Source organism: Methanocorpusculum petauri, assembly GCF_026891975.1.
Lineage (GTDB): Archaea > Halobacteriota > Methanomicrobia > Methanomicrobiales > Methanocorpusculaceae > Methanocorpusculum > Methanocorpusculum petauri.
The window spans coordinates 1-11677 of record NZ_JAPTGB010000003.1; the positions used below are offsets into that span (position 1 = coordinate 1).

At 52.7% G+C, this 11677-nt stretch carries 12 protein-coding genes; 8 read left to right on the forward strand and 4 right to left on the reverse strand.

Annotated elements, in window-relative coordinates; genetic code table 11:
• The 6 genes from aroE to O0S10_RS01480 all read left to right on the forward strand — a co-directional run.
• A partial coding sequence (gene aroE / locus O0S10_RS01455) for a shikimate dehydrogenase (protein WP_268924114.1) occupies positions 1-867 on the forward strand: 867 nt, incomplete at its 5' end.
• Complete coding sequence (locus O0S10_RS01460) at positions 864-1712, forward strand: shikimate kinase (protein ID WP_268924115.1); 849 nt, start codon at positions 864-866, stop codon at positions 1710-1712. The genes aroE and O0S10_RS01460, both read left to right, overlap by 4 nt.
• Positions 1709-2974, forward strand: coding sequence for a 3-phosphoshikimate 1-carboxyvinyltransferase (aroA, locus tag O0S10_RS01465; protein ID WP_268924116.1), 1266 nt, complete (start codon positions 1709-1711; stop codon positions 2972-2974). The genes O0S10_RS01460 and aroA overlap by 4 nt, the downstream gene beginning before the upstream one ends.
• Entirely contained in the window at positions 2971-4041 is a 1071-nt protein-coding gene (aroC, locus tag O0S10_RS01470) for a chorismate synthase (RefSeq protein WP_268924117.1), read from the forward strand. Before aroA ends, aroC begins: the two co-directional genes overlap by 4 nt.
• Positions 4034-5095 (forward strand): prephenate dehydrogenase/arogenate dehydrogenase family protein, encoded by a 1062-nt coding sequence (locus tag O0S10_RS01475; protein WP_268924118.1) that lies wholly within the window; start codon positions 4034-4036, stop codon positions 5093-5095. Before aroC ends, O0S10_RS01475 begins: the two co-directional genes overlap by 8 nt.
• A gap of 130 nt (positions 5096-5225) precedes the next feature.
• Complete coding sequence (locus O0S10_RS01480; protein WP_268924119.1) at positions 5226-6398, forward strand: GNAT family N-acetyltransferase; 1173 nt, start codon at positions 5226-5228, stop codon at positions 6396-6398.
• Positions 6399-6447: 49 nt separating this feature from the next.
• Here O0S10_RS01480 and O0S10_RS01485 read toward each other — a convergent pair whose 3' ends face one another.
• Complete coding sequence (locus O0S10_RS01485; protein WP_268924120.1) at positions 6448-7470, reverse strand: NOG1 family protein; 1023 nt, start codon at positions 7468-7470, stop codon at positions 6448-6450.
• 53 nt (positions 7471-7523) lie between these two features.
• On the opposite strand from O0S10_RS01485, the gene O0S10_RS01490 reads away from it, so the two are divergent.
• Both O0S10_RS01490 and O0S10_RS01495 read left to right on the forward strand, forming a co-directional pair.
• Positions 7524-8402 carry a CBS domain-containing protein gene (locus O0S10_RS01490; protein WP_268924121.1) on the forward strand — a complete coding sequence of 293 codons (879 nt, stop codon included), beginning with the start codon at positions 7524-7526 and terminating at the stop codon, positions 8400-8402.
• Between the two features lie 61 nt (positions 8403-8463).
• Complete coding sequence (locus tag O0S10_RS01495; protein ID WP_268924122.1) at positions 8464-8715, forward strand: PRC-barrel domain-containing protein; 252 nt, start codon at positions 8464-8466, stop codon at positions 8713-8715.
• 56 nt (positions 8716-8771) lie between these two features.
• Here O0S10_RS01495 and O0S10_RS01500 read toward each other — a convergent pair whose 3' ends face one another.
• From O0S10_RS01500 to O0S10_RS01510, 3 genes are all read right to left on the reverse strand, one after another.
• A complete protein-coding gene (locus O0S10_RS01500) occupies positions 8772-9455 on the reverse strand; it encodes a phosphoglycolate phosphatase (protein ID WP_268924123.1) in 684 nt (227 codons plus the stop codon).
• A gap of 472 nt (positions 9456-9927) precedes the next feature.
• Positions 9928-11259 (reverse strand): SNIPE associated domain-containing protein, encoded by a 1332-nt coding sequence (locus O0S10_RS01505; RefSeq protein ID WP_268924124.1) that lies wholly within the window; start codon positions 11257-11259, stop codon positions 9928-9930.
• 72 nt (positions 11260-11331) lie between these two features.
• The gene (locus O0S10_RS01510; protein WP_268924125.1) at positions 11332-11565 is read right to left on the reverse strand and encodes a hypothetical protein; all 234 of its coding nucleotides are present in this window, start codon (positions 11563-11565) and stop codon (positions 11332-11334) included.
• Between the last annotated feature and the right edge of the window lie 112 nt (positions 11566-11677).

The following is an 11677-nucleotide window of genomic DNA, read 5'->3' on the forward strand; positions in this document are numbered from 1 at the left end:
CCCCCCCCCCCCCCCCCCCCCCCCCCCCCCCGCGCCCCCCCCCCCCCCCCCCCCCCCACCGACCCGTTCATCACCGCGATCACCGGCTGGCCGCTGGAACATACCCGCTCCCCGCAGATGCATAATGCGGCATTCCGTGCCGCAGGTATCCCGGGACGCTACGTCAGAATCCCGGCCCTTGCAGAGGAACTTCCTCTGCTTCCCGAAGTGCTCCGCTGCTACCAGATACGCGGTGCAAATGTCACCATCCCGCACAAACAGGCAGTCATGCCTCTCTTGTCGGAGGTGTCGCCCGCGGCACAGAGTGCCGGAGCGGTGAATACCATTCTTGTCAGTCCCGACGGACGACTCATCGGAACAAACACCGACATTGCAGGAATTGCCGCAACCGTTGCGGCACTGCATATCACCCCATCCGGTGCACGGGTACTTGTTGCCGGGTCAGGCGGCGCCGCACGGGCGACTGTCGCCTGCCTTACTGCGGTGGGAGCAGCAGTTTTTATCACGAACCGGACGATGAAAAAAGCCGAATCCCTTGCCACAGAGTTTGGTGCGACAGCGATACCGCAGGAAGAGCTGAAAGCCGGATATGATCTCATTATCAATGCAACACCTGCCGGGATGAGTGGTTTTCCCGCAGGGATTCCAATCCCGGAATCTATCCTCACGCCGCAGACGGCGGTCTTTGATATGGTATATGAACCGGAGACCACGCCGCTGATTGCCGCAGCCCGTGCCGCAGGCTGCCGTGCCGTGCTTGGCGGCAAAACCATGCTCATCGCACAGGCGGCGGCATCCTTCACCCTCTGGACAGGCACTGCCGCAGACATCGCAACGATGACCGCCGCATTCGGAGGCGGGAAATGATTGGTCACGGCATATCTTACGGTGCTCTCTCGGTCATCAATGCAATTGCGATGGGGAAGGGGGCCGGGTTCGGGATCGATCTGAAAACCGAGGCAACCGTCCGGCTCACAAGTGAGCCGGAGATTGTGGTCGAGATCGACGGTTATCCCTCAGAGGACACCCGGCTTGCCCGCTTCTCAGTCGAAGAGATGCTCAGGCGTTATCCGGACTCAGGGATGCGGGGAGCAGTGATTACCACTACCTCCACTATTCCGATCTCGCAGGGACTCAAAAGCAGCAGTGCGGCAACGAACGCAATTCTTGCCGCGACCGCTGATGCGCTCGGTGTTGTTCTTGACCCGCTTGAAATCGGGCGCATCGGTGCAACCGTTGCCATTGCTGCGGGGGTCAGCATCACTGGAACATTTGATGATGCCTGCGCCTGTATGCTTGGCGGTCTTGTCTTTACCGATAACCCGAAACGTGAACTCCTGCACCGACTGCCGATGCCCGAAGGGTATACGGCAGTCATTCATCTGCCGGAGTTTCAGATCCGGAAATCCGCATTTCCAAAAGATCGTATGCGGGAGATGGCGGATGAGGTCTCCGCCGCGTATGACCGTGCTCTTGCCGGGGATGTGTTTGGCGCGATGTATGCAAATGGTGTCTGTACCTGCCGGGCACTCGGGATTGAACCGGAGGCTGCCGACCGGGCGCTTGCCTGCGGTGCGGCCGGGGCAGGACTTTCCGGCACCGGCCCTGCGACCGGGATTCTTGTGGAAACCGACCGACTGGATGCATTTTTGGATGCTTTCGGGCGCGAACATGTGATCGTGGCCAATGTCAGGAATGGTGATGCAGTATGATGCTTGCTGTACAGAAGTCTACTCTGCGGGGAACCGTTGCCGCTCCGCCGTCGAAGAGTCACACGCACCGCGCCTTCATCCTCGCCGCCCTCGCGGACGGCGAGTCGGTTGTTTCCTCGCCGCTGATCGGCGAGGACACCTGTGCAACACTGGACGCGGTTGCAGCACTCGGAGCTACGGTGTCCCGCCGGGGGGATGATGTTGTCATCCGGGGCGGTGGCCTCTCTGCTCCGGCGGACGTCATCAACTGCAAAAACTCCGGAACCTCGATCCGGATTCTTGCAGGAGTTGCCGCACAGATTGCGGGTACAGTCTCCTTTACCGGGGATGCCTCGCTCTGTTCGCGCCCCATGAAGCCGCTGCTTGACGCGCTTGCAGAGCTTGGCGTAACCGTCTCTGCCGCGGACAATGGATGTGCCCCGTTCTCGGTGACCGGTCCTGCAACCGGCTGCTGTGCAACCATCCGGGGAGACATCAGCTCACAGTTCATCTCTGCACTCCTGATCGGTGCGCCGCTTGGCGGACACGGGCTGACGATTCATCTGACCACGCCCCTGACCTCACGCCCCTATGTCGAGATGACCATCGCTGCGATGAAAAAACGCGGTGTTGCGGTTGTAACAACCGGGGACGGATTCATCGTTCCCGAAGGCCGGCAGTACCTCCCCGCATCGGTCCGGGTTGGCGGTGATTACTCATCCGCCGCATTCCTCTTTGCCGCAGGTGCTCTTGCGGGAGACGTCTGCGTCACCAACCTTGATCCTGCCGATCCGCAGGGAGACAAGATGTTCATCGGTCTTTTGGAGCTACTCGGTGCTGTTGTATCCCGCAAACCGGACGGAACAGTTCGTGTCGGTCATAACGAACTGCGCGCAGAGGACGTGAACCTTGCAGATGCTCCCGACCTGTTCCCAATTGCAGCAGTTCTTTCAACCCAGTGTTCCGGAACCACACGGCTGTACGGCGCAGCGCATCTCCGGTTCAAAGAAAGCGACCGCATCAAATCCACCGCCCTGTTCCTCCGCGATATGGGGGCAGACATCACCGAGACCGAGGACGGCTGCATCATCCGCGGTCCGTCCACTCTGCACGGCGCAAAGGTTACCACCTTTGGCGACCACCGCATTATGATGGCCGCCGCAGTTGCCGGACTCATCGCGGACGGTACAACCGTCATCGATGATCCCGGCTGCTGTGCGGTTTCCTATCCCGCGTTCGTTGCCGATATGCAGGCGCTCGGCGCAGACATGAGGTATCTATGAATACAATTGGAACAGCAGTACAGCTCACCCTGTTTGGGGCAAGTCACGACAGCCGCATCGGCTGCGTGATCGACGGTGTTCCGGCGGGAACGCCGGTCAGCATTGACCGCATGCTTGCTGATCTCGCACTCAGAAAACCGGCACCTGGCATCGGCACTCCCCGTGTTGAGGCAGATATGCCTGAAATTTCCGGCATTTTGAACGGAGTTGCCACCGGTGCTCCGGTGGTGATCACATTTGCCAATGCAAACACGAAAAGTTCAGACTATGAAGATCTGCGGCTGACTCCACGTCCCGGTCATGCTGACTATCCTGCTCTCTGCAAATACGGAGAAGCACACGACATCCGGGGTGGCGGTATGTTCTCCGGCCGGATGACCACACCTCTTGTTGCAGCAGGTGCTCTGCTGCGTGACATGATTGGGCCGCTCGGTATCAGCATAGGTTCTTATCTGTCCCGCATTGGAAATGTTGTCGATGCCGGGGAGTATGCGGCTGAGGAACTTGTCCGCTCCCGTGACAATCCGCTGCGGGCAATGAATGCTGATCTTGCCGGGCGGATGCGTGCGGAGATTCTTGCGGCGAAGGCTGAGGGTGACAGTGTCGGCGGAATTGTCCGGTGCATGGCATCCGGTCTGCCGGCAGGGCTTGGTGAGCCGTTTTTTGACACTCTGGACGGTGAGATTGCCAAAGCCGTGTTTGCGGTACCGGGCGTAAAAGGAATTTCGTTTGGCAGCGGATTTGCCGCCGCAGCACTGCACGGTTCGGAAAATAATGATCCGTACCGTATAGTGGACGGCAGCGTTGCTGCCGTCACAAACCATGCAGGCGGCGTGCTCGGCGGCATGGCAAACGGTTCTGTACTGGACTTCTCGGTTGCGTTCAAACCGACGCCCTCGATTGCCAGGGTTCAGCAGACCGTGAATCTGCGGGACGGCACAAGCGCCGACCTGTCGGTACAGGGCCGCCACGATCCCTGCATCGCGAACCGCGGTGCAATTGTGGTTGAGGCGATGACTGCATTTGTACTGGCTGATCTTTGTGTGCGGGGCGGTTACCTTGAGTAAGGAAAATCTTGCCCCGCTGCGTGCGGAGCTCGCCGAGATTGATCGTGCGATCGTTGCACTGGTCGGCAGGCGCAACAGCATTGCAAAAGTGATCGGCGAGGAAAAAGCAAAAGCAAATGAAGAGGTTGTTGTGCCGTCGGTCGAACGGACCGTTGAGCAGCGGTACGTGGATGCGGGAACGCTTGCGGGTGTGAGTGCCGCAACCGCTGTGCGCCTTGCCCGTGCAGTGATCGATGAGTCGGTTGAGGTGCAGGGGAGACTTCCCCGGCATGCTGAACCGCGCCGCATCTGTATTATCGGCGGCAACGGCGGCATGGGACGCTGGCTGTCAACCTTTTTTGCAGCACGGGGTCATGAGATTACCGTCGTTGTCCGTGATCCAGAACACGCCGCATACCCTGCGGTGACGATCGCCGATGCCTGCAGGACAGTTGATGTGATCATCGTTTCCACGCCGGTGACGGTTGCCGCAGATATTCTTGCTGAGATTTTTGCGACGGGGACTTCGGCATTAGTGTTTGATATTTTGTCGGTGAAGTCGCCGGTGATTCCGGTGCTCCGCCGCATGGCGGAGGCCGGCATGCGGGTCTGTTCGGTGCATCCGATGTTCGGACCGACGGCGGCTGCGGTCGCAGGCCGCAACGTTGTTGTTGCGGACTGCGGCTGCCCCTCGGTCATCGAGGAGACCGCCGCACTTTTCAGCGGTGCAACGATTCTCCGCATGCCGGTTGAGGATCATGATCCGATTGCGGCATATGTTCTCGGCTTGTCCCATGCGGTGAATCTTGCGTTTTCCGAGGCGCTTGTTCGAAGCGGATTTTCGGCGGAGGTTTTAAATGCGGCTGCGTCCACGACGTTCCGGAAACAGACTGCGGTCTCGCGTGAGGTCTCCGAAGAGAATGCTCCCCTGTATTATGCGATCCAGCGGGAGAACCCCTATAATGATGCGGCGGTGGAAAACCTTGCAAACGCCGTTGCGGAACTGCGCACACTGGATAAAGATGCTTTCTGCAAACGCATGCAAACCGGTGCCGAATGGTACCGGACGAAATAATTATTTCACTTTTTTCCCTGCCTGAACGTTTTTTTCTTTCCGGAATGAGGAGAAGCCTGATAACAAATCAGACCTGAATCATAGAAATAAAGGATAATATATGGATCACCACCCTTTCACTTTGAAAAAATTGTCTGTCGAGCATCTCGATCAATCCACCGATCTTTTGCGGTACGCCTTTCAGGTAACGGATAATACGCTGCGGGAATGCGGATGGGAGGATGAAGAAATTAAGCAATCCAAGTCTTCTGTACTGGAACGTGCTAATGTCTGGGGATATTTCGACGGCGAGACACTCGTATCCCAGTTTGCCTCCTATCCCTTGGAAATGAATATACACTCCGTCATCTATCCGATCGTTTTCATCACGAGCGTGTCCACCTATCCCGAATACTCGGGCCTCGGGCTGATGTCGAAACTGATGAAGCGAAGTCTGACAGAGATGCGGGAGAACGGTCAGTCTCTTGCTCTTTTGTGTCCCTACTCAATTCCCCTCTACCGGAAGAAAGGATGGGAGATTGTATCCGACAAAATGTCCTTCAGCATCCGCGAGGGAGGATTTCCCATCTATCCTGAAGTTCCGGGCTATGTCCGCCGGGTCCCGCGTGATGACAAGGAGTTTACGGATTTGCACATGCAGTTTGCAAAACGGACACATGGATGTCTGTTCCGCAACTATCTGGTGTGGGACAAGTACTGGAGATGGGATGAGGATGATATGACAGTTGCCCTGTATTACAGGGAAAATGGTGTCCCCGGAGGATACATGGTTTACCTCATTAAAAACGGTGTCATGTATGTAAAAGAAATGATTTATCTGGATAGGGAATCGAAAAAAGGTCTCTGGAACTATATCAGTGCCCATGAATCCATGATTACCAAAGTCAGGGGATACCATTATTTCAGCGAGCCGATTGCCTTTGATCTGGAGGACAGCGACATCAAAGAGACGATCCGCCCCTACATCATGGGAAGAATCGTCGATGTTGAACAGTTTCTGGAGAAGTATCGGTTCAACCCGGATGTGCATGCGGAATTTACTGTCAACATCTCTGATCCGATTCTGGAATGGAACAACAGAAGTATCACTCTTGCGGTATCCGACGGAAAAGCGGTTCAGAAGGATGGTACCGCAGAGCACGGTGCTGATCTGTCGATAGGGACATTAACGACTCTCCTGCTGGGATACAAGCGTGCGTCGGAGCTTGCAGCACTGGAACGGCTCTGCGCCGATCCGTCAACCATTCACCTGCTCGATCAGGTGTTTATCTCCAGAAAACCGTATATTTCGGATTACATTTAATACGTCCAAAAAATAGCTGCGGGGCTCTTTTTGCAGCCCCGCTGCGGGTTTAATACTCGGTTTTGGTCTCGGTTCGTCCTCCGCGGCGCTTCATCTCCGGGACCGGCAGTTCGGATCTGATGTCCACCACTTCGTCCTGCATCAGCTTTGTCCGCTGTCGGAGCAGTTCCGCAAGAACATCCTCAACCCCTTCTCCCGTGATCGTTGACATGTTGAAACGGTCTTCCGTCTTTTTGATGTCGGCCTTGTTTACCACGGTCAGCATCGGAACAGCAACAATTTCTGCAATTTCCTCGCGAAGTTTTTCCTGCGCCTCAACCGAGTAGCCGCAGTGCTCACTTGCATCGATCACAAACAGAACCAGATCCGCAACATACACAAGAGCGTTGAGTGCCTGTTTTTCGATTGCGTTCCGTTCCTCATCGCTGCGGTCAAGCAGACCTGGTGTGTCGATAAACTGAATACGTTTTCTCCGCTCCGCATTCCGGTGGCCAACGATGACGCCCTTTGTGGTGAAGGGGTAGGATGCAATCTCCGGTTCGGCACTGGAAACCAGTCGGATAAATGAGGATTTGCCGACATTCGGATATCCGGCAACCACGATGGTAAACTCGTCCGTACTGATGACAGGGAGTTTGCGGAGTACGTTTCGCACATCGTTTAAGTAGCGGAGCGCATCATCAGCACGGTGCACGATGGATGCGATGCGGGCGACCGCACGTTTGCGTTCGGTTAAGGTGTCGGCACGCCGCATGCCGCGGGAAATGCCCTTTCCAACGTCGCGCACGTTCTTTGCTGCCCATCCCACCATGCCAAGTGCCTGGCGGAGGTTGTCCATGCCGAAGAGGATGTCGCAGAGATCGCGATAGAACGGCGGGAGTTGTTCAAACTCAGGAAAACTCTGGATGATACTTACCAGTTTGTCATGGGTTGCCTGCGTAATGGCACGGACGAAGTCTTCGTTCGCGTGGTTTTTATTATTTTTTTCCCGCATCTTTTTTGCGGCACGCCGGAAACTGCGGTCCAGCAGTTCGTCGGCTGTGGGTATTGTAGGGATATTGTCAAAGTACATAGTTGCCTGATTCACTCGATTTCTTTATTAGGGTGGCGGTCTGAACAATCAGTATGGATTTGTCGCTGATCCAAAAAGATATCCTTATTACACTTATCTCGCTTTATCATCAATATTCGCATCCGATAAAAGGAGAAGATATTGCCGACATTATCAAGCGCAACCCCGGCACGGTCCGTAATCAGATGCAGGCCCTCAAAGCGCTGGGTCTGGTGGACGGGGTACCGGGACCGAAAGGAGGGTATCATCCGACCTCACGCGCCTACAGTGAACTCAACGTTACTGCCGATGATTCGGAGGGTGAGGTTGCAATTCTCCGCAACAATGAGATGATAGATAGTGTGCGCGTGAACGAGATTGATTTCACTACCCTGACGCACGCAGATCTCTGCCATGCACTGATCAAGGTGATCGGCAACGTCCGGATCTTTGAGGTGGGCGACAAGGTGACAATCGGTCCAACGCCGGTAAACAAGCTGCTCATCAAAGGGGAGGTGTTTGGCAAGGATGAAATCAACAGTGTTCTTCTCATCTCAACGTCGGAGATGACGTCTCTGCCGAAACTGCCCATCCGCGAGTACATGACCGCACCCCTCGTTTCGCTGGACGCAGATATGACGGTTGCCTATGTGATGAAAACATTGTTACAGCGGAGAATTCACGGTGCGCCGGTGATTGAGGAGGGGCGGCTTCTCGGGATTGTCACACAGACGGATATTGTTTCGGCTATCGATCAAGGTGTTCCCATGGACAGCCCGGTCGCAGATATTATGGTCCGCAATGTTGTTACCATCCCCGGAGATATGAGGCTGTATGAGGTTATCCGCAGGTTCAAAGAGCAGGATATAGGGCGGGTGATCGTAACCGAGGAAGGAAAGCCGGTTGGTATTCTCACCCATTCGGATATTATCCGGGTGTTTCCCACCCTTTGAACCACCTGTTTTATTCAAAACGGATATATACTTTCGTTATCAATAAAATCTACTGATTACTATGAAGAGTGAGCAGTTTACCCATTCTATCCGCAAAAAGAGAGTGATGAGTACCGACGGAAAAATTATCGGACAGATCAAGAACATCACCTTTGACAGTGAAACCGGGCAGCTGCTGAATCTAGTCGTGCGTCCGGATCAGACCTTTGATGCATCCGGCTATAAACTTGACGGCGATGCAATTACACTGCCGTTTGAGGCAGTCAAGGACATCACGGATTTTATCGTGGTTGACCGCTATATGCTGCGGTAAAAAATATCAACAGGTTCTCCTGCATTTTTTGGGAGAATACTCTTCAGAATCTTTTTTCAGGGAAAGTACCTGGCGAGGGCTTCGGCTGTCCCTTCTCCAAAGGGTTTGTCCATGATGTCATCTGCCGCTGCCCGTGCTTCCTGGCTTGCGTTTGCCGGAACTACGGCTACTCCCGCTAATTTGAGCATGGATACGTCGTTGACCGAGTCTCCTGCGGCAAGAAAGTCGGCAGGGGCAAGTCCCATGAGTTTTGCGAGTTTTGCAAGGGCTGCTCCCTTGGATAGTCCCGGCGGCTGGAGGTGGATGGCAAATCCGGTATCTACGACCTGCACCGGCATTCCGGCAAGGAGGCGGCTTACCTCTCCTACATCCACATCACGGGCAAAGGCGACATCGGAGTACCGGTATTCGTTGCTGTAAAGCCGCAGTTTTTCGCCTTCCGGTTGAAAATAATCAACTATTTTCTGGTAGGCGGTAAGACAGAGTTCGCGATCGCCCTCCGCATGGCGCGGTCCTGTGTAGCCGTGACGGTACACACCTCCGTTTTCTGCAATGATGTCACCGTTTGTTCCGATCATTTTGGACAATGCGTCGATAAAACAGACGGTGTTGCCGGATGCCAGAATCACCGGAATGTCTGCATCCACCAGACGACGGATCTCTTCTACGGCGTGCGTTGAGAGACGCCGCCGATCATCGGTGAGCGTTCCGTCGATGTCGGTGATGAAGGCTTTTGGCATGAAAAATATATTGGGGTTAGCAGGGTTTTAGTGTTTCCGCGGGAAGCATTATCCTGTATTCTTTCATCTTGTGTTTCTACTGTTTTCATACTGTTAACCTTCTTCATTTTACTGGGGCACTTTCACACCACGCGGTAGGGGGTTTATACGTCAGTTGAATCTAATCGTTATGTGAGGTAGAGTAGTGGCCTCCAATACAACGCACCCCAAACGGAGCGCAGCCGGAGCCACGGAGCACGAACAACAACACTACTCGACCGATGATGATGCCTTAGCCGGACGAGCCCTTTGTGGCAGTACGACCCCGGCACGTGGTTCCGGACGGACGCGATCTGAATCGCTTAATGACAGAATAAAACAGAGATTGCGGGAGAATCCAATCCTCCGGCAGATGCTGGATGAGTTACTTGGAGACAAGTGACCCGTCCTCTGTTTTTTCTGTTAACCTTACTCTTTAATCTGTTAATTAATCCTATATTTTCTCACAAATTGATCTGGATTTATGTAATTCATTACGAATACGTTCAGAATTACGATACTGCTCAGCAGGAGGGATTACATTAAAATCAACTGTCTTATCATAGTTTTTCCGAACAACCTCCTCAATATCTGAAAGAGTTACACGGAAAAATTCCCGCCGAGTATTAACCATATTGAGTTTCTTCGACTCGAAGGCACGATGCAATGCAGCTTCAAGAGCAGGGGCATCTTCCGAAAATATGATTGCATGAGTATCGAAATTGAACGGTACAGATGCATCTCCTAATTCATCGATTCTCTCCATGGGATCCAAGCGGCGGGTCATGCCAATTTTATAAATATTTTCTCCAAAAGACCCAATATTTGAAATAATATAAACATATCCTGCTTTCATATTGGCTGCACGATAGTCAATATCTTGTAAGGCTTTATCGAGATCAGCTATCTGAGCAACTACATTCTCTCTTTTCTCAATCAATTCAGATCTTTTCACTTCATCGGAGGTATCAAGGAGCTGCATATCTAATTTCGACAGAAGGTTGTTGTAGTGTTTCTGTTCTTTACCGATCTCTTTTCGTGCTTCTTCGATTTCTTTAGCTAATTTTGCCTCTTCACGCTGTTCTTCGCGAATACGCTTTAATTCTTCTTTTTCCTGCTGTTTTTTCAGAGCATATTCGATTGCCAGATGGAGTTCTTCTATCTTGAGATTATAGTATTTTTCTGAGATGCAAATTGCATTGGTCTTGTTCAGCTTATTGAGATGATCATATGAGCGCTTGATTCGCCCTTTCATGCTCTCGACATTGTTAAATTTAACCCTATCTATGGCGTTTTCACATTCGGCATTGAAGGACCTAACAATCTGTTTGATATTATTGGTGATCATTGCCTGCCCTTGCGACTCACTACCATTCACCGTCCATTTTGTTGTACATGAGGCAGCTGTACTTTCTCGGACCATATCTTTCTGCTTCAGGCGAATATGTTCTAATCTTTTCTTGTAACCTTCAGAAGTTGCAAAATCGTAGAGGGGGTGATAAAGTCCGTATTCCTGCATGAGAACTTCATCATTGAGTTGAATGAGTTCGACCCGCTGACGGGCAATTTCTGACTTTATTACTCGTAATTGATCATTCAACTCAGATTTCTGCTTTTCGAATTCAGCTTTCATTTCACGCAACTGAGCGTACTGCTCTGTTCGTTGTTTGGAAAATTCCAAACTTTGAGCTTGTATCTGTTCTGTAAGTCTCTGAAGTTCATCCTTCTTGGCGGTGATAAGGAGATTTATGTCACTGATGGAACGAACTTCGGGAGTGATAAACACCTCTAATTCCTGAACTCTTTTGTTTAGGCGTTCTATCTCCTGAAGTTCTCGAGAGTTAAATAATCCCGTAAATCACACCTTCCTTCCTTTTTCTTGCAGCATACGCGTGAGCACAGCTTCGATACGAGAGTCGAGTTCATCGTCGGAAATACCTGAATCTCCATTTACCTCACGTTCAAGCTTCTCGCGCATAGCACGACGTATCCACTCTGCGAGTGTTTGGCCTGCATCGTCAGAGAGCGCTTTGCACTGTGCGTGAAAGTCCTTCTCTAGGCGAATTGTCATTTGTACTTCATTATTACCCATTGTATCAGTATCATCCCGACATCAAAATAAAACAATCGACAATAAATGACATCTTGAGAAAACATAAATATCAGCAACGACCATGTAATATTGTGACATCTAACGACAACAA

What these genes read in the sequence shown, in the direction of transcription:
- aroA (WP_268924116.1), top strand. Translation starts at nt 1,709, where the DNA reads ATGATGCTTGCTGTACAGAAGTCTACTCTGCGGGGAACCGTTGCCGCT.
- O0S10_RS01485 (WP_268924120.1), bottom strand. Translation starts at nt 7,470, where the DNA reads ATGTACTTTGACAATATCCCTACAATACCCACAGCCGACGAACTGCTG.
- aroC (WP_268924117.1), top strand. Translation starts at nt 2,971, where the DNA reads ATGAATACAATTGGAACAGCAGTACAGCTCACCCTGTTTGGGGCAAGT.
- O0S10_RS01460 (WP_268924115.1), top strand. Translation starts at nt 864, where the DNA reads ATGATTGGTCACGGCATATCTTACGGTGCTCTCTCGGTCATCAATGCA.
- O0S10_RS01500 (WP_268924123.1), bottom strand. Translation starts at nt 9,455, where the DNA reads ATGCCAAAAGCCTTCATCACCGACATCGACGGAACGCTCACCGATGAT.
- O0S10_RS01495 (WP_268924122.1), top strand. Translation starts at nt 8,464, where the DNA reads ATGAAGAGTGAGCAGTTTACCCATTCTATCCGCAAAAAGAGAGTGATG.
- O0S10_RS01510 (WP_268924125.1), bottom strand. Translation starts at nt 11,565, where the DNA reads ATGGGTAATAATGAAGTACAAATGACAATTCGCCTAGAGAAGGACTTT.
- O0S10_RS01490 (WP_268924121.1), top strand. Translation starts at nt 7,524, where the DNA reads ATGGATTTGTCGCTGATCCAAAAAGATATCCTTATTACACTTATCTCG.